27 protein-coding genes are annotated in these 26311 nt (G+C 57.9%); 17 read left to right on the top strand and 10 right to left on the bottom strand.

What is annotated here, in order from left to right:
- Positions 1 to 6 precede the first annotated feature (6 nt).
- A complete protein-coding gene (locus GGD46_RS25300) occupies positions 7 to 825 on the top strand; it encodes a phosphate/phosphite/phosphonate ABC transporter substrate-binding protein (protein ID WP_246806472.1) in 819 nt (272 codons plus the stop codon).
- A gap of 66 nt (positions 826 to 891) precedes the next feature.
- Here GGD46_RS25300 and GGD46_RS25295 read toward each other — a convergent pair whose 3' ends face one another.
- Positions 892 to 1473, bottom strand: a complete 582-nt coding sequence (locus tag GGD46_RS25295; protein ID WP_184709286.1) for a nucleoside 2-deoxyribosyltransferase — start codon at positions 1471 to 1473, stop codon at positions 892 to 894.
- A 218-nt stretch (positions 1474 to 1691) separates the two neighbouring features.
- Between GGD46_RS25295 and GGD46_RS25290 the strand changes: the two genes are divergently transcribed.
- From GGD46_RS25290 to GGD46_RS25275, 4 genes are all read left to right on the top strand, one after another.
- Positions 1692 to 2939, top strand: a complete 1248-nt coding sequence (locus GGD46_RS25290; RefSeq protein ID WP_184709188.1) for an adenylate/guanylate cyclase domain-containing protein — start codon at positions 1692 to 1694, stop codon at positions 2937 to 2939.
- A 247-nt stretch (positions 2940 to 3186) separates the two neighbouring features.
- The gene (locus GGD46_RS25285) at positions 3187 to 3708 is read left to right on the top strand and encodes a DUF992 domain-containing protein (protein ID WP_184709186.1); all 522 of its coding nucleotides are present in this window, start codon (positions 3187 to 3189) and stop codon (positions 3706 to 3708) included.
- Between the two features lie 247 nt (positions 3709 to 3955).
- The gene (gene pepT, locus GGD46_RS25280; RefSeq protein ID WP_184709184.1) at positions 3956 to 5185 is read left to right on the top strand and encodes a peptidase T; all 1230 of its coding nucleotides are present in this window, start codon (positions 3956 to 3958) and stop codon (positions 5183 to 5185) included.
- 280 nt (positions 5186 to 5465) lie between these two features.
- Positions 5466 to 6197, top strand: a complete 732-nt coding sequence (locus GGD46_RS25275) for a hypothetical protein (protein ID WP_184709182.1) — start codon at positions 5466 to 5468, stop codon at positions 6195 to 6197.
- A gap of 117 nt (positions 6198 to 6314) precedes the next feature.
- On the opposite strand, the gene GGD46_RS25270 is transcribed toward GGD46_RS25275, so the two are convergent.
- A complete protein-coding gene (locus GGD46_RS25270; protein WP_184709180.1) occupies positions 6315 to 6938 on the bottom strand; it encodes a hypothetical protein in 624 nt (207 codons plus the stop codon).
- 299 nt (positions 6939 to 7237) lie between these two features.
- Here GGD46_RS25270 and GGD46_RS25265 point away from each other — a divergent pair, with 299 nt between their 5' ends.
- The 5 genes from GGD46_RS25265 (at position 7238) to GGD46_RS25245 (ending at position 13172) form a co-directional block, all read left to right on the top strand.
- Positions 7238 to 8143 carry a hypothetical protein gene (locus GGD46_RS25265; RefSeq protein WP_184709177.1) on the top strand — a complete coding sequence of 302 codons (906 nt, stop codon included), beginning with the start codon at positions 7238 to 7240 and terminating at the stop codon, positions 8141 to 8143.
- 421 nt (positions 8144 to 8564) lie between these two features.
- Positions 8565 to 9062 carry a spore coat U domain-containing protein gene (locus GGD46_RS25260; protein WP_184709175.1) on the top strand — a complete coding sequence of 166 codons (498 nt, stop codon included), beginning with the start codon at positions 8565 to 8567 and terminating at the stop codon, positions 9060 to 9062.
- Between the two features lie 27 nt (positions 9063 to 9089).
- Complete coding sequence (locus GGD46_RS25255) at positions 9090 to 9809, top strand: molecular chaperone (protein ID WP_184709173.1); 720 nt, start codon at positions 9090 to 9092, stop codon at positions 9807 to 9809.
- Complete coding sequence (locus tag GGD46_RS25250) at positions 9781 to 12195, top strand: fimbria/pilus outer membrane usher protein (protein WP_184709171.1); 2415 nt, start codon at positions 9781 to 9783, stop codon at positions 12193 to 12195. Before GGD46_RS25255 ends, GGD46_RS25250 begins: the two co-directional genes overlap by 29 nt.
- Positions 12196 to 12209: 14 nt before the next feature.
- On the top strand, positions 12210 to 13172 hold the full coding sequence (locus GGD46_RS25245; RefSeq protein ID WP_184709169.1) for a spore coat protein U domain-containing protein: 963 nt from the start codon (positions 12210 to 12212) through the stop codon (positions 13170 to 13172).
- Positions 13173 to 13256: 84 nt separating this feature from the next.
- Here GGD46_RS25245 and GGD46_RS25240 read toward each other — a convergent pair whose 3' ends face one another.
- From GGD46_RS25240 to GGD46_RS25230, 3 genes are all read right to left on the bottom strand, one after another.
- Positions 13257 to 15047, bottom strand: coding sequence for a GGDEF domain-containing protein (locus GGD46_RS25240; protein WP_184709166.1), 1791 nt, complete (start codon positions 15045 to 15047; stop codon positions 13257 to 13259).
- A gap of 237 nt (positions 15048 to 15284) precedes the next feature.
- Positions 15285 to 15593: a hypothetical protein gene (locus tag GGD46_RS25235; RefSeq protein ID WP_184709163.1), complete on the bottom strand. Its 309-nt coding sequence runs from the start codon at positions 15591 to 15593 to the stop codon at positions 15285 to 15287.
- Positions 15594 to 15621: 28 nt separating this feature from the next.
- A complete protein-coding gene (locus tag GGD46_RS25230; protein WP_184709161.1) occupies positions 15622 to 15900 on the bottom strand; it encodes a hypothetical protein in 279 nt (92 codons plus the stop codon).
- Between the two features lie 243 nt (positions 15901 to 16143).
- Between GGD46_RS25230 and GGD46_RS25225 the strand changes: the two genes are divergently transcribed.
- Genes GGD46_RS25225 through GGD46_RS25215 form a run of 3 tightly spaced genes read left to right on the top strand, consistent with a single transcriptional unit; the run spans position 16144 to position 18418 of the window.
- Positions 16144 to 16689 carry a GNAT family N-acetyltransferase gene (locus GGD46_RS25225; RefSeq protein WP_184709159.1) on the top strand — a complete coding sequence of 182 codons (546 nt, stop codon included), beginning with the start codon at positions 16144 to 16146 and terminating at the stop codon, positions 16687 to 16689.
- A gap of 44 nt (positions 16690 to 16733) precedes the next feature.
- Positions 16734 to 17693 (top strand): acetylxylan esterase, encoded by a 960-nt coding sequence (locus GGD46_RS25220; RefSeq protein WP_184709157.1) that lies wholly within the window; start codon positions 16734 to 16736, stop codon positions 17691 to 17693.
- Positions 17690 to 18418, top strand: coding sequence for an esterase family protein (locus GGD46_RS25215; RefSeq protein ID WP_184709155.1), 729 nt, complete (start codon positions 17690 to 17692; stop codon positions 18416 to 18418). Before GGD46_RS25220 ends, GGD46_RS25215 begins: the two co-directional genes overlap by 4 nt.
- Before the next feature lie 37 nt (positions 18419 to 18455).
- On the opposite strand, the gene GGD46_RS25210 is transcribed toward GGD46_RS25215, so the two are convergent.
- The 3 genes from GGD46_RS25210 to GGD46_RS25200 all read right to left on the bottom strand — a co-directional run bounded on the left by GGD46_RS25210 (position 18456) and on the right by GGD46_RS25200 (position 21315).
- Positions 18456 to 18644 carry a hypothetical protein gene (locus GGD46_RS25210; RefSeq protein ID WP_184709284.1) on the bottom strand — a complete coding sequence of 63 codons (189 nt, stop codon included), beginning with the start codon at positions 18642 to 18644 and terminating at the stop codon, positions 18456 to 18458.
- A gap of 157 nt (positions 18645 to 18801) precedes the next feature.
- Entirely contained in the window at positions 18802 to 20088 is a 1287-nt protein-coding gene (locus GGD46_RS25205) for a DUF763 domain-containing protein (RefSeq protein ID WP_184709153.1), read from the bottom strand.
- 90 nt (positions 20089 to 20178) lie between these two features.
- Complete coding sequence (locus GGD46_RS25200) at positions 20179 to 21315, bottom strand: aminotransferase class I/II-fold pyridoxal phosphate-dependent enzyme (protein ID WP_184709152.1); 1137 nt, start codon at positions 21313 to 21315, stop codon at positions 20179 to 20181.
- Positions 21316 to 21437: 122 nt separating this feature from the next.
- Between GGD46_RS25200 and GGD46_RS25195 the strand changes: the two genes are divergently transcribed.
- A complete protein-coding gene (locus GGD46_RS25195) occupies positions 21438 to 22097 on the top strand; it encodes a transcriptional regulator (RefSeq protein ID WP_184709150.1) in 660 nt (219 codons plus the stop codon).
- A 47-nt stretch (positions 22098 to 22144) separates the two neighbouring features.
- Here GGD46_RS25195 and GGD46_RS25190 read toward each other — a convergent pair whose 3' ends face one another.
- Together GGD46_RS25190 and GGD46_RS34555 are read right to left on the bottom strand one after the other, a co-directional pair.
- Positions 22145 to 22285 carry a hypothetical protein gene (locus GGD46_RS25190; protein ID WP_184709148.1) on the bottom strand — a complete coding sequence of 47 codons (141 nt, stop codon included), beginning with the start codon at positions 22283 to 22285 and terminating at the stop codon, positions 22145 to 22147.
- 405 nt (positions 22286 to 22690) lie between these two features.
- Positions 22691 to 22945, bottom strand: coding sequence for a hypothetical protein (locus GGD46_RS34555; RefSeq protein WP_409527712.1), 255 nt, complete (start codon positions 22943 to 22945; stop codon positions 22691 to 22693).
- Positions 22946 to 23150: 205 nt separating this feature from the next.
- Between GGD46_RS34555 and GGD46_RS25185 the strand changes: the two genes are divergently transcribed.
- Genes GGD46_RS25185 through GGD46_RS25175 form a run of 3 tightly spaced genes read left to right on the top strand, consistent with a single transcriptional unit; the run spans position 23151 to position 26308 of the window.
- Entirely contained in the window at positions 23151 to 23846 is a 696-nt protein-coding gene (locus GGD46_RS25185) for a FadR/GntR family transcriptional regulator (protein ID WP_246806471.1), read from the top strand.
- On the top strand, positions 23843 to 25009 hold the full coding sequence (locus GGD46_RS25180) for a PLP-dependent transferase (protein WP_184709144.1): 1167 nt from the start codon (positions 23843 to 23845) through the stop codon (positions 25007 to 25009). Before GGD46_RS25185 ends, GGD46_RS25180 begins: the two co-directional genes overlap by 4 nt.
- Positions 25010 to 25048: 39 nt before the next feature.
- Complete coding sequence (locus GGD46_RS25175) at positions 25049 to 26308, top strand: sugar ABC transporter substrate-binding protein (RefSeq protein WP_184709141.1); 1260 nt, start codon at positions 25049 to 25051, stop codon at positions 26306 to 26308.
- The last annotated feature ends 3 nt before the right edge of the window (positions 26309 to 26311 follow it).

The following is a 26311-nucleotide window of genomic DNA, read 5'->3' as shown; positions in this document are numbered from 1 at the left end:
CCTGATATGACGACGCCCCTAGCCCCAGCCATCGCTTGCTCGCGCATGTATAATCTCAGCCCGCGGATTTCGGAGCAATGGGATCGCTTGTTCCATTGGCTTTCTCGCCGTTCCGATGTCGATCTCGAGATTATTCCCCACGCCGCACCCGCACCCCTTTCAGAACTTTGGGCGCGCTCGGATATGGGCGTCGTTTTCATGTGCGGCTATCCGTTTTCCAAACTGGCAGCCGAGGAACGTCCCGTGCCGCTGGCGGCACCGGTTTCCCTCGCGGATTGGAGCAAGGGACAACCGGTCTATGCCAGCCACATCGTCGTGGGGCGCGATGCGTCATTTGATCTTGCAGATCTTCCAGGCTTGCGCTGGGGTTGGACAGTGCGAGACTCTCAGTCCGGCTACAATGCGCCGCGGGAGTTTTTTGCCGAAATCGCAAACGAACATTCAGCCCCAGAGACGGTCGGTCCGCTGCTCAATCCGCATGGGGTGATCGAGGCAATCCGCACCAATGCGATCGATGTCGGTGCGATCGACGCCTATGCTTTCCAACTATTGGAACTGCACGAGCCTGATATGCTCGCCCCTTTGCGAGTGATCGCGACGACAAGGCCGGCACCCTTCCCGCTCCTCGTCGCGGCCAGGCAGCTGCCTCTCGAGACAAACGATGCGCTTCAGGTGGCACTTCTCGATGTACACCGAAGCCCGGACGGCCGCGCCATTTTGAAATCGCTCGGCCTTGCCGGATTCGTCAGGCCGGATGTGACGGCCTACGGCCAGCTTCCAGCAAGAGCCAAAGCAATCGATGACGCTCTGTCAGGGCGTTGGTGATACCGCGGCGCCGTCGCATCGCGCCCGATCGATCGTTTTGGAAGGAACACTGCCTCTCGTAAGCAGTCAGGCGCCGACGGCAGGTTTCAACAGTCTCTTCGCCGCCAGCTTCAAGCATTCTTCAAAGGCGGTCAGGTCCAGAAACAGCTGATCAGGCGCCACTTTTCGCGTGACTATCGCGCCATTGCGCGTGGCGATTCCGCCATCCAGCATCAGATTTTCTGTCATGTCGAAATTCTCGAGAGCCATGCCGTCCGGTCCGCGATGGCGTCCGTCGGCACCGAGATGCACGTCCGACCGATAGAAGGTGCTCACACGTTCGAAGTGATTTTCGGTGGCATTGGAAAAGGCAAAGGCGGGGCAACCGCGTGCGCACATAAAGCCTAGTTCAAAAACTGTGCCGACATCCGCCGAGACGCCCCGAAATGGCGTGAGATTGGCGATGATGAGATCGGCGCTGCTCATCAGGCTCTCATTGATGGCGCTGATTGCCAGTCCACGCTGATATTTGGTTTCCGTTTCCGGAACGGTCAGATCGCCGGGCGATACTGGCATAAAGCCATAGCTGCGCGCCAAGGCGATCTTGCGGTCCAGCACTTCCCGCGCATTGGGAAGAAACACCTCGGGACCTGCCAAATAAGCTCTCAATTCGCTACCCCTAAACAATTTGTTTGCAGCCCGGCAGCCGCCGAACCATATGAAGGATATGACCGATTCAGCGTTGTCGCGCCAGAGCGGAAGAATTGGCGTGCAAATCCGCAAACTTCTGGCGGAACATCGTTTCCGGCAAATGGCGAGGGCGATATATTCGCCTCGGCGCAAGCAGCGACCGTCGGTGACAGGCAAGAGAATTTGTGGGGTAGGAAATGGAATCCTCTATTGAAGCAACGGTCGGCTCGGAAATCGATGATCGCGGTCATTGGCCGACGAAGCAGAGCAAGATCCTCGACTGGCTGATGCATGATGTTCGCGAGCAGCGCTTCATCGACAACATCCTCGTTGAACTATGCGAGAAGATGCGAGCGGTCGGAATATCGGTCGCCCGATCAACCATGCATTTCAGAACATTGCATCCGCAATGGCTCGGCGCGCGGATCCTCTGGCGCACCGGCATGAAGGAAGGCGACATTGCCACCTTCAGCTATGGCGTCGAGAAGACGCCACAGTTTCTGGCCAGTCCTATTAACGAGATTTTCAACGGTGCAATCGAAGTCCGGCAAAATCTGGAGGTCTCGGACAAAAACCAGTTGTCCTATCCCTTATACAAGGAAATGCATGCGGAAGGGCTGACGGATTATATCGCCTGGCCGATCTATCATACGCTCGGCAAGCGCCACATCGTCACCTTTGCGTCCGATGCGCCGGGCGGGTTCACCGAACGGGACATCACCTTCCTGAAGGACTTGCTGCCGGCACTGACGATGGTGACGGAGATCAGGCTCAAGAACATTATGGCGCGCACTCTTTTGCGCACCTATGTCGGACCGCATGCCAGCGAGCAGATCCTGGCGGGAGCGACGACGCGCGGCAGCGGCGCCACTGTCGGCGCCGCAATCCTGATCTGCGACCTTCGCGATTTCACCACGATCTCCGATATGTGGCCGAGAGACGACGTCATCGAGCTGCTCAACGGTTATTTCGATGCCATGGTTGAACCGATCGAGAAGCACGGCGGCGAAATTCTGAAATTCATGGGCGACGGGCTTCTCGCCATCTTTCCGCTCAGCGACCCCAATGCCTGCCACAATCTCCTCGTCTCCATCAGCGAAGCGCAGGCCGCGGTAGCGGCACTCAACGAAGAGAACCGAAAGCATGGCCGCGAGGTGCTTCGCTACGGAGTGGGCGTGCATGTCGGCGACGTGATGTACGGCAATATCGGCTCGCGTACACGGCTCGACTTCACCGTTATCGGCCCCGCCGTCAATATTGCTTCGCGGCTGGAATCGCTAACGAAGCAGGTGAAGCGGCCGGTGCTTCTGTCCAAAGCCTTCGTCGAAATGGCCAGTTGTCAGCGCGATATGGAAAGCCTTGGCTCCTTTCCACTGAAGGGCTTGGGTGAACCGGTCGATGTTTTCGCCTTCACCGCGAAAGAAAAGCTGCCCGAGAATGCGTGATTGACTATTGGCTGGTTCTGCGGTCTCCCGCGGCCGATTTTAAGCCGCGCGATTCAATCGGTTGCAAAACGTGAAGGAACGAGGGCTGTGATCGCCGTTCTAGCTCCCTATAATCTAAGGTGGATCATGACGATAGCCGCCTTATTTTGAGGATCGTTCTGGAGTTACAGACTGTAGTTGAGAGCTGATTCCATCGGCTTGGCCAAAGGGTGTCCCACCCATAAATACTCTGACAAGGAGAAAACAGATGAGAAAAATCCTGACACTGGCACTTTCTGCCGTATCGCTGATGGTCGCCGGCACGGCGGCAGTGCGCGCAGCGGATCTGACGACCTATAGCGACGAGGGAACCGACGAGCGCAATGGTGTCAAGATCGGCTACCTCGATTGCGAAATCGGCGGCGGTGTGGGCTATGTCCTTGGCTCCGCGAAGGAAGTGGAGTGCACCTTCCATTCGACAGTCGGAAAGGCGCGCGTCGATCACTATACCGGTGCGATCAGGAAGATGGGCGTCGATCTCGGCTTTACGACCCGCAGCCGGCTCGTTTGGCTGGTATTCGCGCCGACAGCCGGCTACCATCGTGGCTCTCTGAGCGGCCTCTATCAGGGCGCCACGGTCGAAGCGACTGTGGGTGCTGGCGTTGGCACCAACATTCTCGTCGGCGGCACTGCCGGCTCCATCCAGCTTCAGACGGTCAGCGTTACGGGTCAGCTCGGCCTTAACCTTGCCGCAACCGGTACGTCCGTTACGCTGACTGCAACGAACTAAGTTGCGCCGCTGCAAGGCGATGTGAAATTGACGGCCGCCCCGCTATCGGCTGGGGCGGCCTTTTCGTCGGCGGTGCCAAAGGTATCGCTGATCAACATTCACCTGCCGTCGAGCCCGATCGGCAACTCTTATTTCTTCGATAGACTTGAGCTTTACCGGCGGCGTCGTTCCGATGCGGAAACGGTTTCACGGCGAGGCGGCGTATCGCTATAGCTATGCAACTCAGAGGACCATTGGAGCCAGACTCATGACCACCGTCACCGATCGCTTCCTTCGCTATGTCGTTGTCGACACCCAATCGGATGCAAATTCGGCCACCCATCCGTCCACCGCCAAGCAGAAGAATCTAGGCCGTATCCTCGTCGAAGAGTTGCTGGCGATCGGCCTGTCCGACGCTCACCTGGATGAATATGGCTATGTCTATGCGACGATACCCTCCAACGTCGAAAAACCGGTTCCGGTCATCTGCTTCTGCTCGCACATGGATACCGCAACCGACTTCACCGGCACGAATGTCAAGCCACAGATCGTGAGAAACTACGCCGGCGGCGACATCAGGCTTGCCTGCGATCCGCAGCGTATCATTCGTTTCGACGAGCACGCCGCCCTCAAGGATCAGATCGGCAACGACATCATTACCTCCGACGGCACGACTTTGCTCGGTGCCGATGACAAGGCCGGACTCGCCGAGATCGTGGCCGCTGCGCAATATCTCGTCGACAATCCGCAAATCCGCCACGGCACCATAAAGTTGCTGTTCACGCCTGACGAGGAAATCGGCCGCGGCGTCGACAAGGTGGATCTGCAGAAACTCGGTGCGCAATTTGCCTATACGGTCGACGGCGAAACCGCCGGCCACATAGAAGACGAGACATTTTCGGCCGATGGTGTCGAAGTCAATATTCAGGGCGTTGCCATTCACCCCGGTTTTGCGCTGGGCAGGATGGAAAATGCCATCAAGATTGCCGGCGCGATCATCGACAGATTGCCCAAGAACATAGCGCCTGAAACAACGGCCGGCCGCGATGGCTTCATTCATCCGACCGGTATCAGCGGTTCCATGGAGAAAGCCTCGCTTGGTTTCATCATTCGCGATTTCAATGAGGCTGGTCTTGCTGAGAAGGAGGCCATGCTGGAGGGGATCGTCAAGGATGTCATGGCAACCTATCCGGGCTCTTCCTACACATTCACGGTGAAGCACCAATACCGCAACATGAAGACCATCCTCGATGGTCATCCTCAGATCGTCGATTATGCCGTCGAGGCAATCCGTCGTGCGGGCATGGAGCCTGTGCGCGGCAGTATCCGCGGCGGCACGGATGGCTCGCGGCTCTCCTTCATGGGATTGCCTTGCGCCAATCTGTTTGCCGGCGGCCACGCGTTTCATTCGCCGCTAGAATGGGTCAGTCGCCAGGACATGGAGAAAGCTGTTAAAACGCTCGTTGAACTGGCAAAGATCTGGGCTGAGCGCGCCTAGCCGCTCGGTTTCGCAGAATAGCCTTGTCCGAAATATGAAGTAAGAACAACCCTGTTGCGAAATGGGGCAGCTCATTCTGCGCTCGGTTGGTTGTGTTATCATTGTGCAAGGCATCCGCGCAATTCTTTGTTGCGATATTACTAATTTAGACTATTCTGGAAGATGGTCTTGGGAGGAAAGGACAACAAGCGTCGCCCATTCATTCCAACTCTACGGTGCGCGCGCTCCGATAATCAGAAACTGGCTGCTTAACTGGTCAAAACTGAAACGGAGTTTAGTCATGAGAGTACGATCTTCACGGATGGCGGTTGCGGCATCCGCATTTCTTTTGTTGGCTTCGACAGCTTATGCAGAACCTGGCGGCGGGACGGATCGCAGTGGCAGTTCGCCCAGTAGCGGCGGGCTTGGCGCAGGTGTGGGTGTCTCCCTCGGCGGCATCAATGCCAATGTCGGCGCTGGTCTCGGTTCCAACGGATTGAATGCCGGTGTCGCTACCTCGGTCGGCGGAACGAACGGCGTCAATACAGGAGTGGGTGCCTTCGTATCCGGAACGAGCGGTGTCAATGCTGGTGTTGGTGCGTCCTTGGGCGGCTCCAACGGCGTCAACGCCAACGTTGGAACGTCTGTCGGCTCTGGCGGAGTAAACGCAGGCCTCGGGGCGTCGGTTGGCGGATCCGGCGGCATTAATGCCGGCGTCGGTGCGTCCCTGGGCGGGTCTGGACTTGGCGTCGGAGCGGGTGTCGGCGTCGGCTCCGGTGGTACTGGTACCGGCACGGGCGGTACGGGTGGCCTGGGTACGGCAGGTGCAGGAACAGGCACGAACGGAACTGGTTCCGGCCTCGGCACCGGTTCGAATAATCGTACCCTTGCAGCCTTCCGGACTTTGTCGACTGCCGAGCAGAAGCGCATGCTTATTGCCTGCCGTCAGGTTACGGCCTCAGGCGATTTCGACGCAGGTCTCGTCAACCTCTGCAAGCTGCTGCACAGTACTTCTCTCGCAGGCAGACTGTGATACTCGCCCCCGGCATCCGTCTCTGACGGCGGGCTTGGCGATCTGAAGGACATGAGCGCCCATCGTCGTGGGAATATGACGATGGGCGCTCACCTATATATTGCAGGCGGCAAAGCCTCACCACTCTATGTGGGCGACATTGTCGAGCGCTTGCCGGCTGCGGCGCAACATCGCGCCGGGAGCATCGACTGCCTGGTTCAACAGCTCGCGTGCGCCGGCCAATGGACGAAACCCTACCTTTTCCTCCACGACTGGAGGCGGGTCCTGATTCACCAATGGCGGCTCTGCCTGGGCATATTCCGGATATCCGGCAATCAAAGGATCTCGACTTTCGCATTGCGGCAAGCAACGGTCAAAACGTTCAACACCGGTGGCAATCGCAGGTTTGGCCTTTAAGACGTCGGAGCGCAAAGCGACATGCTTGACCGGCGCTGCGACCTTGGCGCTCGCGAAAGGCGATGGCATCGGGATCGGCACTGCCGCCGCCATCATCTGGCGGGTGGGCGGGCTCGCATCGATCGCGAGTTGCGGCCCATTTGTTACGCCCTGATCCAACGACCTGGCACTGTTGATCGTGATGCGTCCACTATCGTCGAAAAGCCGCATCGCGCGTTCGCTGGGCGCGGTTTCGACAATCAGATAGAGTGCGCCAACCACTGTCCCACAAACGGCAAGGCCGGTACCGAGCCTCCGGGTCACCTCGCTCTGACCGTTCCACCATCTCACAGGCTGCATATCCATCGGTCGCTCCTTTTGACAACTTCCCGGATATGCATTCTCTTGAGAACTATGGCGCTGATTTTACCGAAACATGGCCAATTGCGGGCCAAATGCAAAGAAATATTGAGGAAGCACCGTCGCCAACCCAAGTTTGCCTTGGCGAGATATATTTCGCCGTTAAGCTTTATCCTTAAAATTCTTAGAGTTAGTCACGAGTACCACAAGACAAACCGTTGTTCTTGTGATCTTATTGTATCGTGGAGCGGGTTAGGGTCGAGCCACGGATTCCTTCTGAAACCTAGGGTGATAAATTTCCGCACATGGTATCCACGGCAGATGAGCTTGTTCGCAACCAGCATTTTCTATCGGCAATGTTGCAGAACGCCCATGAACTCATGGCCATATATAGCGAGAATCCCCGCATTGCCTCGATTATGGCGGCGCAGCAGCGATGGCTGATGGCCCATGCCGGCTTTTCGCTGTTTCTCGGCTATCCGGATGAGCCGATACCGGGGCTTTACGCCAGTCGGTTCACGGATTTTGCCGTGAAACACGGCATTGCCAGCCGCAATACCGCGGCCGCGTTCCTCAAGGAAATGCTGGCCTACAAGTTCATCCAACCGATACAACGCGGTTCGGATCGGCGTGTCACCTTGCTCGAGCCGACCCCATTTACACGAGAGTACATGATGCGGTGGATTCACACCCATCTCATCGTGCTCGATACGCTTGATGGCGGAAACCGCATGGCGGCGATAGCGATGGACCCGGACGCGACCTGGCGCATGCATCCCATCATCGCCAAACGTATCATTGATAGCGATATTTTGCGCAATCCCGGTGAGACGTTCAACCTGTTCAATTGGGCGACTTCTGGTAGCGTGGTCGTGGACTATCTCATCTCACGCATCACCTCGATGGATTTTGCCGCCGACAAAGTGCTGATTGGTCCGCTCTCGATGAAGGTCTTGCAGAGTCAGTTCATGATCTCCAAGACGCATTTGAAGCGTCTGTTCAAGCGCGCTGCTGAATTCGGCAGTGTTGGTTGGGTCGGCGCTCCGGGAAAAAGCAGCTTCTGGCTGTCCCATACCTTCGTATCTGAGTATTGGCGCTATCAGGCCGAGAAATATGCGATCATCGACACGGTGAGCCACGACGTATTGAACACGGCTGAAAAGAGCGACGAACGATTTGGCATTGTGGTTCTGGGATTGTCCCGCGACTAATCTGCCGGATCGACCTCGTATGTGCTGGTTGGCTTTGCTCTGCCCGCATTGCGAGTGTCAGTGTCACCTCATCCAATGGATGAGACATGCTATTTGGACAAGCCTCCTTCCGCGTGACCAGATCGAATCAGTGACTAATCATTGGCAAGACTGCGTGCGAATGCATCTTTGGAAGTGAAACATATGCCATTATTGTATTTACATAAAAAATAACAATCAAACATACAAAAAGTTAACCATGATTTTCAAAATTGGTGTTTGCATCCAAACACATGCCGAGTAGTTGCAACCTATACTGTTCGGCAACTCTTTCGATACTTTCGCGGTCAATGCACACGGTTTCTAGCGCATTGCCAGAATCGGAAACATATGATTAGTTTCTTATATTCCGATGTTTGGAGGCACGGTTAGGGGATCGCGAATGCTGAAAGTGCTATGCGGTACAGCTCTCGTGAGTACCGCCATGATCATCGCAGAACCGGCTGCAATGGCTGCCACTGCAACCGGCAATATGACGGTTACCATCACCATTCAGGCACAGTGCCTGGTCCAGACGGCAGGAACCCTCAATTTTGGCACCAACGGAGTCATCACCTCCAACATCGATCAGACAAGCACGATCGGGATCCAGTGTACGTCTGGAGCAACCTATAATGTGGGCTTAAGTGCCGGTGCGGGGGCCGGCGCTACGACAGCCGTTCGGGTCATGACCGGCCCTGGGGCGGCAACGATCAACTATGGGCTCTACCGTGATTCCGCACGGTCTCAGAGTTGGGGGGTCACGATCGGTACCGATACGGAAACAGGCACTGGCAACGGCAGCGTCCAGAACTATACGGTTTATGGCCGGGTCCCGCCCCAGACCACCCCTGCTGCCGGCACCTATACCGATACGGTGGCGATTACGGTCACCTACTAGAGCAAACCATACGCACAGGAGGCTGCCATGCAACACAGGTTGCCACGCATTGCCGTGACTATGCTTCTGCTTATGAGTTCCCACAGCGTGAACGCAGCATCGCTGCGTGTGGCCCCCACCAGCCTGGAGCTTGTCGCTCCATCCGGCACCGCAGTTCTCAATCTCGCCAATGATGGCGATCACCCCATCAACGTCCAGGTTCGCATTTTCAAATGGAGCCAGACGGGGGGAACCGAACGGCTCGAACCGACCAGAGATGTGGTCGCCAGCCCTCCCTCAACGAAGATGAGTCCAAACGGCCAGTACGTCGTCAGGGTGGTACGCACGAGCAAAGCTCCGGTAAAGGCGGAGGAGACATATCGCGTCATCGTCGATGAACTGCCCGATCCGCGGCTCGCGCGCGCGGGAACGGTGACGTTGATCATGCGCCATTCGATTCCGATCTTTTTCAAACGGGCCGATATCAAGCCGGCTAACGTCTCTTGGAACCTCAACAGGCAAGGCAACAGCCTGTTTTTGACCGGCAAGAACAATGGCGACAGCCGGTTTCGGCTGTCGAACCTGACGGTCACACAAGGAGGGACAAAGATCGCCAGCCGCAACGGCCTGGTCGGATACGTTCTTAGCGGCGCGACGATGCAGTGGCCGATTGCCACGGCAAAATCCCTCTCCAGCAGCGCGATCACCTTGCAAGGCCAGAGCGATCTTGGGCCGTTCAATGCAAACGTTGCTGTTGCGAAACCTTAGTGCCGGCACCGTCTTTGCAAGTATCCTTCTTTCGGTTTCGGTGCTGCGTGCTCAGGAAGTTCCCAATCCGCCGGCAGCGGCTGTCACCGCCGATCAGCCCGCTGGCACACGCGACGTCAATCTTGAGGTATTCATCAACAACGTCTCGACGAAGATGATTGGTAATTTCAAACAGCGCTCGAATGGCTCGCTCGTAGCGACGGCAGGGGAACTGCGCGAAGTCGGCATAAAGCCTCCAGCGCACGTCGACGACGCCACGCTCGTCGAGCTTGGCACCCTGCCCGGCTTGTCCTATCAGGTCGATGATCCGACCCAGCGGCTCTATGTTCAGGCGGGCGACAAACAGCGCGCGCCACATGTTATCAGTGTCAGACAGCAGGAGGAAGGCAAGGTTCCAGAGCCTCAATCCGGCTATGGAGCCGTACTCAACTATTCCCTCTATGCCAGCTCCAACAGCCTCTTCAAAAATAGTTCCGATATCTTCCAGGGAATATCCGGATCATTCGATGCCCGAATTTTCAGCCCCTACGGCACCCTCAGCCAATCCTTCATCGCCGGATACTCCAACGGCAGCCTGGATGGCGTCACCCGCCTCAACACCACCTGGAGCTATTCCGATCCAAAGAACCTCCTCACTTATCGCGCAGGCGATCTGACGACCGGCGGCCTTTCCTGGACACGACCAGTCTACTTCGGCGGTATCCAGTTCCAACGCAATTTCAGCCTGCGCTCGGATCTGGTGACGGAGCCTCTTCCGGCATTTGCCGGGACTGCGGCGGTTCCTTCCACGCTCGAAATCTATGCCCAGAATGTCAGAACTTATTCCGGCGATGTTCCCGCGGGGCCATTTGAAGTCAACAATTTACCGGTTTTCTCGGGCGGAGGGCAAGCAACCGTCGTGCTGCGCGACAGCCTTGGGCGGGAGACAACTCAGACATTGCCGTTTTACTCCTCCAACCTACTGCTTCGACGCGGCCTTTTGGATTTTTCAGCGGAACTTGGTGTCCCCCGTCGAAATTTCGGAACAGAGTCCAATGACTACGACAACCGCATCATGGGTGTCGCTACCGCCCGCTACGGATTGACCGATTGGCTGACGCTCGAGGGGCATTTCGAAGGCGGCGTGGATCTCCTGAACGGTGGTGTCGGAGCCGCCTTCCCGCTGGGTGGTTGGGGTGTCGCTTCGGTTGCTGGTGCAGCAAGCAAGAGCAGCGATCGCTCCGGTTCGCTTGCAAATGCATCGCTCGAACTGAGTTATGATAGATGGGCTCTTTATGCGCGCGTACAGCGCGCCTTCGACGATTACGACGATATTGCGTCCGTGTCTGCCAAGCCGACGACGAGTACCGCCGGCGGACTTGCAATACTCAGTGCAGGTGTGCCGCGCGCCATCGACCAGGTGACCCTGAGCGTACCGACACCGTTGGATCTCTCCAGCCTCAATCTTTCATACACGAGGCTTGAAAGTGCAGACGGCACCAAGAGCAAGATCGCCAGCCTTTCATACAATCAAACCTTCAAGCACACGACGTTTTACGCCACAGCCTTCACCGATCTGGAGGAGCGAGGCAACTTCGGGGTCTTTGCCGGACTTTCCATCCCCTTCGGCAGCAATATCACCGCCAATACCGGTGTGCAGAGCGGACCGGATGGTCTCGGACTGGTTGCCGACGTTTCCAAGTCCATGCAGCAGGAAAATGGCAGCTTCGGCTGGCGATTGCGGACATCCGAAGGGCAAAACACCAACAGGGAAGCGGCCCTCAGCTACCGTGCGCCATTCGGGCAGATCGAGGCCGGCGTCCAGCAACAGGATCGGGACGCTCGCGCCATGCTCCGGCTCGATGGCGCCATCGCGGCCGCCGGCGGCGGCGTTTTTGCCACCAACCGTATCGACGACGCCTTCGCCATTGTCGATGTCGGCGCTCCCGACGTCGAAGTCCAACAGCAGAACAGGCCCGTCGGCAAGACTAGCCAGAGCGGCCGTATACTCGTGCCAAATCTCAATTCCTACGAGCCGAATACCGTGTCCATCGATCCGAAGAACCTTCCCGTCGACGCGGATGTGCCAGCGACGAAGGAGATCGTCGTACCTGCAGATCGCAGTGGTGTCGTCGTCAAGTTTGGCGTTGCGGAGGCACCGCAGGCCGCGCTTGTGACCATTGTGGATAAGAATGGCGCCTTCCTGCCCGCCGGCCTCAGCGGCAGATTGCAGGGAGCAAGCGAAGATTTCGTCATCGGCTATGACGGCCAGGCCTATATCCGCGGATTGCATGCTCGAAACTCGATCGAGGTTTCGTTTGAGGACGGCACCAAATGCCATGGCGATTTCCCCTATAAGCCGCAGCGTGGAGAGCAAGTCGTGATCGATAATGTGAGATGTTTTTGAGAGGGAGTTGAAAGATGTTCCGCTCGATCGTCTTTCTGCTTGCTCTCCTGCTGCCGGCGCTCGCCTTCGCGCAGAGCTGCAATTTCACCGTCACCAATATGAATTTCGGGGCAGTCGACAGCCTTTCCGGCAACCCTGTAACCACAACGGCGACGCTGAACATCAGTTGCACGGGAGGCCTGCTCGACGGCGGGAGACGTATCCTGATCTGCCCCAATCTCGGCCCGGGCAGCGGTGGCGCCTCCTCTGCAACAGCACGCCAAATGCTGAACGGGATCAACCCGTTGAACTATCAAATCTATTCCGACAGCGGCATGAGCGTGGTGTGGGGATCAAGCACCTGGGCCTACCCGTCACGAGCGCCCGCCTTTGCGATGACCATGACCTTGCTCGGAGGCCTGCTGAGCGCCGCAACCGGCAGCATGACCATGTATGGCGCTGTCCTCGGCTCTCAACCTACTGCGGCAACAGGCGCCTTTACCTCGAACTTCTCGAGCGCCGACACGGCCTTCTATTACAGCTATAGCAGTGCCACCACCTGCGACTCTCCTTCCGGCTCGGTTGGAACCGCTACGTTTGCCGTGAGTGCGAGCGTTGCCGCCAATTGCCTGGTGAGTGTCCAGAACATCAACTTCGGCACCCAAGGCGTGCTGAGCGGCAATGTCGATGCGACCGGCTCAGTCACGGCAACTTGCACGCCCGGCACGACCTACACGATCTCTTTGAACGGCGGCGTGGCCAACGCCGCGCCGACGGCGCGAAAAATGTCCAAGGGCACGGAGAACGTCACCTATGGCCTCTATAAGGATTCGAGCCGCTCGCAGCCATGGGGCGATGCCAACACACCCGGCAGCACCGTGGCTGGAACCGGAAACGGAACGGCGCAACTCTTGACGGTCTATGGTCGGGTGCCGCCACAAACGACACCGTCGCCAGGCAGCTATGTCGACACAGTCGTCGTTACACTCACCTATTAGACCGCATCACGATCTTTCAGTCTCGCTCTCTGCATTTTAGATTGTCGATCGCACGTGACAGGCCTTGCCGAAACGGATGCTTCTTCAGGCCACGCCGGCGCCACCCGGCTTGGTCTTTGCAATGGATATGACAGCCTTATCCTCCGGCATATCAGAGAAGCAAACCATGTTGCGGCCGTTTCGCTTGGCTTGATAGAGGCGCCGATCAGCCACCGCGGCCAGTTCCTCCCAATGCTCGATCGCATGCTGCGATCGCCAGTCGACCCCAAAGCTGGCAGTGGCCGTCAGCTTGTGCTCGTCACTGATAACGGCCTGCGAAAGGGTGTCGCACAGCCGCTGAGCGGTCGCATGCGCAAAGGATTCCGTCACATCAACCAGTACGATCAGAAACTCCTCACCGCCGTAGCGCGCAAACAAGTCCTGCTCGCGCAGATAGGGGCTCAAAATCTGCGCCGTTCTCTGTAGAACCAGATCGCCGAGGCCATGGCCATGGCGATCGTTGATCTGCTTGAAGTGGTCGATATCAAACATGATGACGGCAACTCCGTCGAGGTTGGCTCGGGGAGCGGTGAGCAGCTCACCCATAGCCTCCCCAAGCGCGCGTCGATTGAGAAGGCCTGTCAGCGCGTCCGTCTGCGACAGTCGCCTCAGCTCCTCCGTCATCGACTTGCGCTCCATCTCCAGATGTCGCTTGAGACGCTGTTGCTCACGCAACAGGTCGAGCCGCTGGAACATCTCGCGCGCCTCTCTTCCCGCATGGCGCATGGGCGGCGGCTGGAGAAGATTGCCGGCGGCGATATCGTCAATCTGCCGTATGGCCGCAAGCATCGGGCGGAAAATGGATCGCCCAAGCACGTAGACCAGACCGAGCATCACAGATATTGCCGTGCCAGCGAGCAGGATCGAGACCAGCATCGTATTGAAGGCTTTCCGCCGCATCGCTTCAAGGGAACTCAGCGCACTGTTTTCGATTTCCTCGCGCAACTTCTCGGTCGAGGTCAGTCCTGGAACATATTTTTCGCTGAATTCGGCCGGAGACGGTGGGTTGCCGTTATTCAGCTCGAAAGCGACCCGCTGCGCATAGAGCAAGGATCCGGAGAAGTAGTTTACCGTCACTCGATCCAGCAGGAGAGCGATGGCCGGAGACTGCAGAGCGATTGGCGTGTAGGTCTTCAGGATCGCATTCACCTCCTGGAGCCGGTTTAGCTCCCCGTCGAATGCCTCGCGATAGTTCCGGCGCGCGTCTCCCTGCGAAGTCGCCATCATCACGACATAGGACCCAACTCTACCGGCTCGCTCCCTGAGCGTCCCGGCGAGGGACGTCAGTATCACCTCGGCGCTGGTTTCGGGTGCCAGCGCAATGATCGATCGCCCGGCGATGTCGCGGTAATCCTGAGCGCGATCGGCCGCGCGGAACATCGCCCGGATTGCCTCGGCTATTCTTGCACCGCTGCGCTCATGATATGGGGTAGCGGCGACCGCATCTACGGCGCTTCGGCCGGTCTGCAGCTGCGATTTGAGGGCAATAAAGGCATTGCGCATCTCCGCAGACCCGTCGATTTCCGTCCGGAAATGCGTCTCGATGCTGGCAATGTCGCGGTCCGTTTCCTGCCTGCTATTTCTCAAGGCAGCGATGAATTGCGGCTGCTGCTCTTCCGGCGCCCCCATGAGACTATTCGCGGGGCCACGCTCCCTGGAAATTGCGGCCGCGGCATGCAACGCAACATGGAACCGATTGAATTCCGCAACGCCACGCTTGTAGTTGAGATAGTCCGATAGGCTGAAGGCAATTGTCGAGCCGGCCATCATCAAGCAAACCATGATAACAGCTATGGCTCCGATCCATTGCAGCTGTTGTATTCTAAGCCGCGACAAGGAATGCTCTCCACAAACAATTGCCTGAGGGAGACTACACCAGATTCTGTCGAATCTTCACTTAACGAACAGGCTTAAATATTTCTCACGCGTGGATCATCAGCTTGCCGGGACAATTGCTGCGGCAAAGCGGGGCGCATAGGCAGGAAAAACGCCGGAATTGCGTCAGCTAATCCGCCTGGATAGTGACGAAGCGCGGCACGCAGGCACCCAATGGCGGGATAGTGCTCCCGACGATCAGTTCTCGACGAGAACCGCGGGCATGAGGTTTGCGCGAGCCGAATAATGCGGCTGACCGACGACATGCGAAATCATCAGCGCGTAGACAAGGACACCGCCTATGACGATGGCGATACCACGGAGTGGGAGACTGGCCTTGGATGGAACGCTTGCCGTTGCCGGCCTGTCTGGATCGATGCGAGGGGCGCGCTTCGCTGCTGCTTGCGCCTTCGAGAAGGGAAGCAGCAGCTCCCTCTCCATTCCGGCTTGCCGCTCAAGCGGCTTGCTGAATCTCGCTGTGGGCTTGAACTGGATAATTTCGCCCATTTTCACACGGTCCCTTTGTGACACGCAGCTACTGGCTATTCTCGGTGTTGTTGTCGGCATCGATGTAGTCAACACGAACGACGACCTTTTCCGGCCGTTGTTCGCCATGCGGTACGATTACGGTGATGATGCAGCGATTCTCGCGGGGCTTGACGGATAGCAGACGCCCTTTTGTTTTCGACAGGACCTCATCGGCAGCGTTCGAGCAATCCCGGACCTTGTCGCCAACCTGAATGACCTGCCCCTGCCCCGCCAGCGCGACGCCTGCAATCGATAGTCCAGCGAGTGCGACTAAGATCCTGATCATCTGCCCACTATACTCCAAGAGAGGCACCGGGGCGACCTCGGAGCGCAAGAAAGCAGCCCTATCCCCTTCATCTTTTCGTTGAAGGTCGCCGGGTTTGGGAGGTAAATTTCGAGATATTGCAGAGTGAATCCGGTTACACGCAATAGTGGACTTCCTCACGGTTTCATGGAAGGAAATGCGGCAAAACCGTTCGGCCGCCGGATGAACAAGACGAGCGTCGACTATTCTGCCGCAGGAAGTACCATGCTCAATCTGGAAACCTCCCGACTTGTCCTCAGGCCCTGGCAGGATCGAGATCGCGTGCCATTTGCCGCTATCAACGCGGATGAGGAGGTACGGCGCTATTACTATCCGCGCCTGCTCACATCCGCTGAAACGGATGAACTGATCGATGACGCCAATGAGCGGTTGTCTCGGGACGGCTTTGGCTTCCTCGCGGTCGAGCGCAAGGCTGACGGCGCCTTGATCGGCGGTGCAGGTCTGTCGCGTCCGGGAGCGGAGGTTCCGGGCGATTTTCCGCTGGAAATCGGCTGGATTCTTGGGCGAGCCTACTGGCGGCAGGGTTATGCCACAGAAATCAGCCGCTGCTGTCTCGACTTTGCCTGGCGGCGGCTGGGAGCCGAATGCGTCATCGGCTATACCTCGGAGATCAATCTTCCCTCACGGCAGGCGATGGAGAAGATCGGGATGTCTCGCGTCGAACGCGCTGACTTCGATGACGTCACTGTGCCGCCCGGAAATATCCTGCGGCCGCATGTGCTCTATCGCATCGATAGGCCAGCGCTCTAGCCATCAGCCTTGCGCCATCAGCGCTTTCGCGCGAAAACTCCGTGATGACGATACCGACAATCTATCCCTTCGCTTTCGATCCGACCTATGGCATGCATCTGGAGCAACTGCAGTCCATCGAGCTGCCGGATGCGCCCGTGGGCTTCGACGACTTCTGGCGTAAGCGATACAAGCGTGCGCTTGCCGTCGACCCGCAACCGAGACTTCGCCATAGCAAGCTGCACGCTGATCGCTGGCGTGTCTTCGACATCAGCTACATGTCGACCAACTCGTTTCAGATCAACGGCTGGCTTCTCCTTCCCCGCCACGGGCAGGTGCGTCGAGGATTGGTCGTAGGGCACGGCTATGGTGGAAGGGAGCAGCCGGACTTTGACCTGCCGCTCGAAGAGACGGCGGTGCTGTTTCCCTGTTCCCGTGGCCTGTCTCTCAGCGCATGCCCGCAAATTCCGGCGGATGCCTCTGGCCATGTGCTTTGCGGCATCGAGAGCCGCGACACCTATGTCATCGGCGGTTGCGTCGAGGATCTCTGGCTTGCGGTTTCAACGCTGGAGACGCTCTATCCGTGGATCGCAAGCAACATCGGCTATAGCGGCATCAGCTTCGGCGGCGGCCTCGGCGCTCTTGCGATTCCTTTCGATACCCGTATCGACCGCGGCCATCTCGTGGTTCCGACTTTCGGGCATCGATCGCTATGGTTGACTTTGCCGGCCGTTGGCAGCGCGCAGTCGGTGCAGGCCTATCAGCAAGAGCACGGGAGCGTGTTTGAAACCCTTCGCTTCTTCGATGCTGCGATTGCCGCAAGCCGGATCAGGGTCCCGATGCTGATTGCGCCCGCCCTTTTCGATCCGGCCGTTGCGCCACCCTGCCAGTTCGCCGTCGCAAATGCGACGCAGAAGTTTAACGAAATATTCATCCTGGATGCGGGCCATTTCGAATACGATGGCATGAACGAGCAGAACGCAATTCTGCGAGACAAGGTAGGACATTTTTTCAAGGTGCCATGAACCGCGAATACCTGCGCTGGTACAGTCAACGACTGGAACGAGACATGGAGCTTCTGGTGTTCGGCCATGCCGGCGCCAAGGTATTGATGTTCCCTACGAGGGACGGACGGTTCTGGCAGTATGAGCAGATGGGGCTTGTCGCCAGCCTCGCAGAGAAATTGAACGCAGGGCAGCTTCAACTTTACTGTATCGAGGGACTAGCCGGCGAAACTTTCTATGGTTCCGGCCGACACCCATCGGAGCGCATCCGTCGACACAGGGCTTTTGAGGAATACATCCTCAATGAAGTTTTGCCGCTGATGGCGCAGAAAAATTCTCATGAATGCACGATCGTCCACGGCTGCAGCCTTGGCGCTTTCCAGGCGGCCAGCCTCGTGTTCCGTCACCCCCATCTCTTTCGCAAGCTCGTCGCCTTCTCAGGACGTTACGATCTGACGATGCGGGTCGAATCCTTCGTGGATCTGTTCGATGGCTATTATGACGACGACATATATTTCCACATGCCGACGCACTTTCTGCCGGGGCTAGCCTGCGAGTGGCAGCTCGAAAGGCTACGGCAGGTCGATATTGTACTGACGATCGGCGACGCTGATCCCTTTATCGACAACAATCGCCATCTAAGCCGGCTTCTTGCCGACAAAGGCGTCGACCATCGCCTGCACGTCTGGGATGGCCGCGCTCACAGGGCTGGCGCGTGGCGCAAGATGGCACCACTCTACATTTGAGCGCCGCTTGGGGCATTTTCAGGAAAAGTGCCGGGAGTTACACCAAGCCCGCCGGGATGGGTCTGCTCATCTTGCGCGTGCCGTAGTCCCGCTCGTGGGACCGGCGGTGCTGTTGCTCGTAACTTGCCGACAGGTCGACAAGGATGCGCTCCATCAGTCCGTCCGGATAGGTTCCGGTATCATCGGTTTCGACTTCTGACTGCGCGGTAACGATCTTCAAATTCATCACTGGTCCTCCGCCTTTGCACGGAAACTCTCGAATCTATGGTCTGTTCCAGCAGTATCAGCTCAATTGTTAAAAAATTAACTACGTCCATTAACGAATCCGAACGCCGCCGCGGTGTCGCGCTCGCCAAATCGCCCCTGAATTTCAGCTTCGCAAACTAGCCCCCCGAAACGCGAACTTTGTCCGCTGGATCGGTATCTTCCGAGTCCGGGGCAGGCTCCCAGCCAAAGACGCTGCGGCCACCATAGGAGAAGGATCGCTCGAACTCGCCGGCAACGATCTCCTTCAAGTCCGGGCCGGTGACATAGCGCTCCAGCGCTCTCGATTGATCGTCCAGGCGCCTTAGCGCCGCCAGCTCCTCATCGCGGCCAAGCCGCCCCCTCCTGACGGCGGATTTCATTACGCTGATCGTTTCGTCATAGACCTTCAACGGCACCGGAAAGGGATGCCTATCCTTGCCGCCATGCGCCAGCGAGAAACGCGCCGGATCGGAAAAACGGCAGGGAGCACCGTGCACGACCTCAGCGACCATCGCCAATGCCCTTACCGTTCGCGCGCCGACGCCCGGGGTCAAAAGCAGATCTTCGAAATCCACCGGACCACGATCGGCCGCCGCTGCGAGGTTTCCATGCAGTCGCCGCATGTTCGCGTCTTCCTCGCGCACATCGTGATGCTCGGGCATGATGAGATATGGCAGCAGCGGCTGAACATCCTGCTCGTAATTTACTAGAGTTTTTCCATCCAATACTTTGAATTCACGAATAATTTTATCCGGACCAAGTGACGCAAGCAAATCCAGTTGCCGATCGCGGGAGCAGTCGGCGCGCCGATCGGCCAGATTGATGATCTCACCCTGATCCCGTCCCTCGATGGCGGCATGTGGGGAATCGAGAAAACTGCCCAGCCCCTCGGACAGCCAATGATATCGCCTTGCCTGCCGGCGATCGCCATTCATGCCCTGCTGGATGACAACCCATTTGCCGTCATCAGCGACGATAAAGCCATGCAGGTAGAGATCGAAGCCATCCTGGACGGCTGCGCTGTCCACTTTTGCGATGAGCCGACTGGTGTTCGCAAGCGAAGAGCCATCGATACCGACCCGGTCGCCGATATGGAGCAGCTCTTCCGGGGTCTTGCGCGAATGCGCACCACGCCCGCCGCAAACATGGATGCCGAGCTCGCTTGAAAGCGGCGTGAGGCCGCGCTTCAAAGCGCCAAGCACACTCGTGGTAATGCCGGAAGAATGCCAGTCCATGCCCATGACGGCGCCGAAGGACTGGAACCAGAATGGATTGGCCAGCCGGCGAAACAGCTCGTCGCGCCCATAATGCTGGACGATCGCCTCGGTGATCACGGCGCCCAACCGCGTCATCCGATCGCCGAGCCAGCGCGGCACACGGCCGCCATGCAACGGAAGGTCAGCTTTGCCAGCTCTTTGCGCCACTATCGTCACTCTCGATTTTCGATGACGACATTCTAGTACCGGCGGCTGATTTGCGCCATCCGTTCTGTCTTTGTTTCCAACGGCCAGTGCTCAAGAGCGATTGCGCAGCAAATAAGAACGCATGGCCGCGATGCCTTCATCGATGTTGGCGCGGCCAAAGCCTATGCGAAAGCGATCGGTGGGTGTCACGTTGAGATCGGACCGATAAAGGCTGGCAGGCAAAAGCAGCACCCCGGACTGCTCAACAAGGTCCTGGGCAAAGCTCTCGACACCATCCTCACCTCTATAACGCGGATAGCCGACGCAACCACCATCGGGCGTGTACCAGTCGAAGAGGTGTTCGAATTCGGCGAAGAAGGACTTGAGCTTGACCAAGTTGGAGGCGATGAGCTTATTGTTGCGCTCAAGGATCCTCTCGGCATTGAGCAGTGCAATCTGCGCCAGGCTTTCGCTCGGGCCGGAGTTGCAGATGGAGAGGTAGTGCTTCATCCGCTCCATTTTCGAAAGCACCTCGTGATCGCGGCAGGCGAGCCAGCCGATGCGCAGCCCCGGCAAGCCATAGGCTTTCGACATGACACCCAGCGACAGACCCCGTTCATAGACATCAGCAGCAGCGGGCAATATGTCTCGGCCTTCGACGGTTAGTCCCCGATAGACCTCGTCACTGAATAACCAGATGCCATGGCGACGGCAGATCTCCACCAGCGCGTCGAATCTTTCCCGCTCAAGCACCTTGCCTGTGGGGTTGTGCGGGAAGTTGATCGAGATCAGCTTGGTACTGGGTCGGATCGCCGCTTGGACCGCATCGATATCGAGCGACCAGCCGTCTTCCGGATTAAGCGCTACGGCGGAAACGTCACAAATGCTGAGTGGGATCGTTTCGGACGACTGGTAGTTGGGCGTTACGACGATCGCATGGTCGCTCTTGTCGAGGAGCGCGTGCATTGCGATGTAGATGCCTTCCTCCGCGCCCGCGAAGCAGAGAATGTCCGCCCGGCGCATTGTTTCGTAAAGGCCAGCGATAGTATCGCGCAGTTCCGGACCACCGAAGGTCTCTGTGTATCCAAGCCACAGATTCTCGTGAGCTTGCCGCTTTTCGGTAGTCGCCATGCCAAGCAACTCAGCCATCGTCATGCTCTGCGCGTCCGACGCGGTCATATGATAGCGCGCTCTGAACTCCCACTTCGAGAAATAGGTTTCGAGCTTGAAATCTGGAAGGACCGGCATGGGGTATTTCTCCACAGTAACTTATACACGTTCGCGCTGGCGTTTGTTGGCAGAACATTAGTGTCGCGTTGACAAATTGTCAAATATAGACTTATTGTAAACATAGGGATGGAAAGGACGTCATGCCGAGAAAGACTGATGCGCCGAGAAGAGCAAAGCCGATCGAGGGCGACGTGCTGCAATTCGTTCCCATCGCCGAGGCTGTTGCGACCCTGCTCAAGCCGCATGCGGAAGTCGTCATTCACGATCTGCGAACGCAGACGATTGCCTATATCGCCAACAATATATCCAGGCGCGATGTCGGCGGCTCGTCGCTCGCGGAATTGAAGGATATCGGGGAGCTTGGCACCGATGTCATTGGCCCCTATCCAAAGACAAACTTCGACGGGCGGCAGCTCAAATCGATTACGGCTGTGCTGCGAAACAGCGGCGGCGAGACATTTGGCTTGCTATGCATCAATTTCGACCTCGCGCCGATCGAGGCTGCTCGCGACGCACTAACGTTGCTCGCGGCTTTTCAGGGGGCCGGCACGCAGCCAACCGCTCTGTTCAATGCGGACTGGCAAGAAACCGTCAATACCGCGATTGCGGACTTTCTCGGCGAACGGGGGCTTGCGGCCTCCGCCCTTGCAAAGGAAGATCACGCTGCCCTGATCGAGAGGCTGGAACAGGAAGGTTATTTTTCCATCCGCAACCTGGTCCCTTACCTCGCCCGATTGCTCGGCATTTCGCGGGCGACCGTCTACAACCACCTGCGGCGGGCACGACAGAGCAAGCCATAGACAGATGAAGACCCAACCGGGGTGTCAGTAATCGGAGCGTCGCAGCGCTATCGCTTCAACTCTCGCTCGAATTTTTCGATCTGCTGCAAGACCCATGGATCGTCGGCCGAATATTGGGTCGTCTCCCCCTCAAGCCGGCGTTGACGGCGACCACGGATCCAGTCGATGAAGGCGAGAAGCAGTCGCATGCGAATATCCAAACTTTTCAGTATCTGCGAGACCCGGCGACCGGACCGGCAAGCCGGTCGGAAGCCGAGTCTCGACCACCGCAAGGCGTTGCGGCAAATGCCTTTTGCTCTCGCCAAAATGAACGGTAGCTGAACACAGATACACGCCAGGATGGCTTTGTCTCCAATAGCAACACATCCTCAAGGGGATTTTTCCACATCGCGCAATTATGGCGGGATTCTTGCAGGTCGGTGAGTTGGCAAGGTCCCGAGCTTTTTTGATCAAGCGTACCGTAATCGCCAAAACTGACCTAGTCGGATTGAATAGTCGCGACTAAACCACGCCGCGTCGCTTCCGATTTCCCCGGAGCGGCACAAGCTTAGCCTCGCCTGTGCGAGGCTTTTTTCTTTTTGGCATACTGCCCGCTATCGGCGCGGCTCGCCGCCGGGCGCATAGACCGTATCCTGCTCAAACCGGAACACTGATCCGCAGCGGCACTTCATCATGTGCTTGCGCGGATCGGGCGACGGCCGCTCGGTGGAAAAGCCGCGGGGCATCTCATCGATCTTGAAGTCGCGACTGGGCGCGCGGCGATTATCGGTCTCCGAAACCTCGGCAAAGCCAGTATGGCCACACTTTGCACATTCCAGTTTCCGTGAATATCGATCTCGCGCAGCCATTCTCTACCAATCCGGGACTCATGTTGCGCCCCTTTTATCAGCGCCGTCCTCTGTCTTGAAGACCGACGGACGCCCTCGCTGGATTTCCTCAGACTCCTGAGATCATGGAGACGGCGAGATCGGCCACAGAAAAATCCTACTATTCAAAAAAAGGGATTGACCTGATGGCAGATGTCAGACCAATTTATCATCCATGACAAAGGCCATGCTGACACCTCTTCCTTCCATCGACCGGACACAGCAAGTCATCGACGCGCTGTCGAGCTTCATCGAGTCGTCGAAGCTGCAGGCTGGCGACAGGCTGCCGACCGAACGCGAACTGATGACAGCGCTTTCCGTCGGGCGCTCGACGATCCGGGAAGTGATCACCTATTTCCAGGCATTGGGCGTCATGGAATCGCGCAAGGGCAGCGGCACCTACCTGTTGAAGCCCGTTTCCAAGGCGACCATCCATATGCCACTGTCGCTCGATCCGCCGCATCTGCGTGATGCGTTGCTGCAGACGCTGGAAGTTCGTCGCGGTATTGAGTGCGAAGCCGGCATGGTCGCAGCCCGAAAACGCACCGACGAAGACCTCGTCATCATTGAGCAGAAGCTCAACGAGATGGAGCGCGTTCATATCGCCAAGGGTACGTCAGGGCCGGAAGACCTGGCATTTCACCTGGCAGTCTACGATGCCACGCACAATCCCTTGTTCAGGCAACTTCTGGAACAGATGCGCGAAACCTTCGAGCGCTTCTGGGACCACCCTTTCGACCGCGAGGATTTTGCCCGCCGGTCATTCCCATTCCACCGCACGCTGTTCAACGCCATCGCCGATCAGGATCCCGAGGCAGCGCGCGCCGAAACACTGAAAATTCTCGACGTGGTCGAGGAAGACATCAAGGAAATGTCCAAATGACTGACGGGCTAGAGCCATTCGAACTTGCATCCCTCATCACAGCCCATGACGACGGCAATTTCGCCGATGCCGTGGTGCCGCCGATCTTCCAGACATCGCTGTTCACCTTCTCCAGCTATGACGAGATGATCGCCTCCTATCGCGGCGAGAAAGTGCGGCCGACCTACACCCGCGGCCTCAACCCGACGGTGCGCCTGTTCGAAGAAATGCTGGCCAAGCTCGAAGGTGCTGAAGATGCGCTTGGCTTTGCCAGCGGCATGGCGGCGATTTCGTCCGCGGTGCTCAGCTTCGTCGAGCCGGGCGATCGCATCGTCGCAGTCAAGCACGTCTATCCCGACGCCTTCCGCCTCTTCGGCACCGTTCTCAAGCGCATGAAGGTCGAGGTGACCTATGTCGACGGCCGTGATGAGGAGGCCGTCGCAAAGGCACTTCCTGGCGCAAAGGTCTTCTACATGGAAAGCCCGACGAGCTGGGTCATGGAAGCGCATGATGTCGGCGCGCTCGCGGCTCTTGCCAGGAAGCATGGCGTCGTCTCGATGATCGACAACAGCTGGGCTACCCCCTATTTCCAGCAGCCTTTGAAGCTTGGCGTCGATCTCGTCATTCATTCCGCCTCGAAATATCTCGGCGGTCATAGCGACGTGGTCGCCGGCATCGTCGCCGGCTCCAAGGAGATGATCGCCCGCCTGAAGGCCGAGGCCTATCCCTATCTCGGCGGCAAGCTCTCGCCCTTCGATGCATGGTTGCTGATCCGCGGCCTGCGCACGTTGCCGATCCGCATGAAAGCGCATGAGGCTGCCGCGATGACGATCGCCAAGCGCCTGCAGGAGCTCGACGTCGTGGAGCAGGTCTGCCATCCGGGTCTCGCTAACCGCCTGCCTGCCGGCCTCAACGGCACTTCCGGGCTTTTCTCGTTCATCTTCCGCGAGGGTGTTGATGTTCGTGCCTTCGCCGATCGCCTGAAGCTCTTCAAGCTGGGCGTCAGCTGGGGTGGTCATGAAAGCCTGATCGTGCCGGGAGAAGTCGTTCTGCAGCAGAAGGCGCAGCCGAATTCGGCCCATACCTTCGGCATCAATCCACGCTCCGTACGTCTCCATATCGGCCTCGAAGGTACCGAGGCCCTTTGGAAGGAACTCGAGGAGGCAATCGCCGCCGCCTCGTGAATGAAGCAACCTGAGAGGAAAACCTAAAAGGGGAACAACATGAAAAGACTGATAACAGCAGCACTCTTTATCGCCATGATGGCCGGCACCGCTTTTGCCGGCACGACATTGAAGCTCGTGGAAGTGATCACGAGCCCCGAACGTACCGAGACGCTCAAGTCGATCGTCGCCAAGTTCGAAGCCGAAAACCCCGGCACCAAGGTCGACATCATCTCCCTGCCTTGGAACGAAGCATTCCAGAAGTTCGCGACCATGGTTTCGGCCGGTGACATTCCGGACGTCATGGAAATGCCGGACACCTGGGTATCGCTCTACGGCAATAACGGCATGCTCGAAAGCCTTGAACCGTACCTTGCCAAGTGGGACCACACCAAGGAACTGACGCCGCGCGCGCTCGAGCTTGGTCGCTACGTCAAGAACACCGCCTATATGCTGCCCTACGGCTTCTATCTGCGCGCCATGTTCTACAACAAGAAGATCCTCAAGGACGCCGGCATCGCCGAACCGCCGAAGACGATGGACGAATTCGTCAAGGCATCCGAAGCCATCTCTAAGCTGCCTGGCAAGTACGGCTACTGCATGCGCGGCGGTCCGGGCGGCCTCAACGGCTGGATGATCTTTGCTGCCTCCATGGCCGGCGAAAACAAGTACTTCAAGGACGACGGCACATCGACGATGAACAGCCCCGGCTGGGCCAAGGGCATCGAATGGATGGTCGATCTCTACAAGAAGGGCTATGCACCTAAGGATAGCGTCAACTGGGGCTTCAACGAAGTCGTCGCCGGCTTCTACTCCGGCACCTGCGCCTTCCTCGACCAGGATCCGGACGCGCTGATCGCCGTCGCCGAACGCATGAACAAGGACGATTTCGGCGTAGCGCCGCTGCCGAAGGGACCGGACGGCAAGTCCTTCCCGACCATCGGCTATGGTGGCTGGTCGATGTTCTCCAGCAGCCAGAACAAGGATCTTTCCTGGAAGCTGATCGCGACGCTCGAAGGTCCTGAAGGCAACCTGACGTGGAACAAGAAGATCGGTGCTCTGCCGGCCTACACGGCTGCGGAGAAGGACCCCTTCTACGCCGGCGACCAGTTCAAGGGTTGGTTCCAGGAGCTGGCCGACAAGAACACCGTTCCCACCGTCATGCCGACCTACCTCGAAGAATTCGCCTTCTTCAAGGATTCGCTCGCCATCAAGACGTCGCAGCAGGCGATGCTCGGCGATATCTCGGCCAAGGATCTCGCCGACCAGTGGGCAGACTATCTGACCAAGGCGCAGCAGAAATTCCTCACCAAGAAATAATGA

This window comes from Martinezella lusitana (assembly GCF_014207095.1).
GTDB classification, from domain to species: domain Bacteria; phylum Pseudomonadota; class Alphaproteobacteria; order Rhizobiales; family Rhizobiaceae; genus Rhizobium; species Rhizobium lusitanum_B.
This window is presented reverse-complemented; position numbering and strand designations above follow the sequence as displayed.

What these genes read in the sequence shown, in the direction of transcription:
- GGD46_RS25300 (WP_246806472.1), top strand. Translation starts at nt 7, where the DNA reads ATGACGACGCCCCTAGCCCCAGCCATCGCTTGCTCGCGCATGTATAAT.
- GGD46_RS25290 (WP_184709188.1), top strand. Translation starts at nt 1,692, where the DNA reads ATGGAATCCTCTATTGAAGCAACGGTCGGCTCGGAAATCGATGATCGC.
- GGD46_RS25285 (WP_184709186.1), top strand. Translation starts at nt 3,187, where the DNA reads ATGAGAAAAATCCTGACACTGGCACTTTCTGCCGTATCGCTGATGGTC.
- pepT (WP_184709184.1), top strand. Translation starts at nt 3,956, where the DNA reads ATGACCACCGTCACCGATCGCTTCCTTCGCTATGTCGTTGTCGACACC.
- GGD46_RS25275 (WP_184709182.1), top strand. Translation starts at nt 5,466, where the DNA reads ATGAGAGTACGATCTTCACGGATGGCGGTTGCGGCATCCGCATTTCTT.
- GGD46_RS25270 (WP_184709180.1), bottom strand. Translation starts at nt 6,938, where the DNA reads ATGGATATGCAGCCTGTGAGATGGTGGAACGGTCAGAGCGAGGTGACC.
- GGD46_RS25265 (WP_184709177.1), top strand. Translation starts at nt 7,238, where the DNA reads ATGGTATCCACGGCAGATGAGCTTGTTCGCAACCAGCATTTTCTATCG.
- GGD46_RS25260 (WP_184709175.1), top strand. Translation starts at nt 8,565, where the DNA reads ATGCTGAAAGTGCTATGCGGTACAGCTCTCGTGAGTACCGCCATGATC.
- GGD46_RS25255 (WP_184709173.1), top strand. Translation starts at nt 9,090, where the DNA reads ATGCAACACAGGTTGCCACGCATTGCCGTGACTATGCTTCTGCTTATG.
- GGD46_RS25250 (WP_184709171.1), top strand. Translation starts at nt 9,781, where the DNA reads ATGCAAACGTTGCTGTTGCGAAACCTTAGTGCCGGCACCGTCTTTGCA.
- GGD46_RS25245 (WP_184709169.1), top strand. Translation starts at nt 12,210, where the DNA reads ATGTTCCGCTCGATCGTCTTTCTGCTTGCTCTCCTGCTGCCGGCGCTC.
- GGD46_RS25235 (WP_184709163.1), bottom strand. Translation starts at nt 15,593, where the DNA reads ATGGGCGAAATTATCCAGTTCAAGCCCACAGCGAGATTCAGCAAGCCG.
- GGD46_RS25230 (WP_184709161.1), bottom strand. Translation starts at nt 15,900, where the DNA reads ATGATCAGGATCTTAGTCGCACTCGCTGGACTATCGATTGCAGGCGTC.
- GGD46_RS25225 (WP_184709159.1), top strand. Translation starts at nt 16,144, where the DNA reads ATGCTCAATCTGGAAACCTCCCGACTTGTCCTCAGGCCCTGGCAGGAT.
- GGD46_RS25220 (WP_184709157.1), top strand. Translation starts at nt 16,734, where the DNA reads ATGACGATACCGACAATCTATCCCTTCGCTTTCGATCCGACCTATGGC.
- GGD46_RS25215 (WP_184709155.1), top strand. Translation starts at nt 17,690, where the DNA reads ATGAACCGCGAATACCTGCGCTGGTACAGTCAACGACTGGAACGAGAC.
- GGD46_RS25210 (WP_184709284.1), bottom strand. Translation starts at nt 18,644, where the DNA reads ATGAATTTGAAGATCGTTACCGCGCAGTCAGAAGTCGAAACCGATGAT.
- GGD46_RS25200 (WP_184709152.1), bottom strand. Translation starts at nt 21,315, where the DNA reads ATGCCGGTCCTTCCAGATTTCAAGCTCGAAACCTATTTCTCGAAGTGG.
- GGD46_RS25195 (WP_184709150.1), top strand. Translation starts at nt 21,438, where the DNA reads ATGCCGAGAAAGACTGATGCGCCGAGAAGAGCAAAGCCGATCGAGGGC.
- GGD46_RS25190 (WP_184709148.1), bottom strand. Translation starts at nt 22,285, where the DNA reads ATGCGACTGCTTCTCGCCTTCATCGACTGGATCCGTGGTCGCCGTCAA.
- GGD46_RS34555 (WP_409527712.1), bottom strand. Translation starts at nt 22,945, where the DNA reads ATGGCTGCGCGAGATCGATATTCACGGAAACTGGAATGTGCAAAGTGT.
- GGD46_RS25185 (WP_246806471.1), top strand. Translation starts at nt 23,151, where the DNA reads ATGCTGACACCTCTTCCTTCCATCGACCGGACACAGCAAGTCATCGAC.
- GGD46_RS25180 (WP_184709144.1), top strand. Translation starts at nt 23,843, where the DNA reads ATGACTGACGGGCTAGAGCCATTCGAACTTGCATCCCTCATCACAGCC.
- GGD46_RS25175 (WP_184709141.1), top strand. Translation starts at nt 25,049, where the DNA reads ATGAAAAGACTGATAACAGCAGCACTCTTTATCGCCATGATGGCCGGC.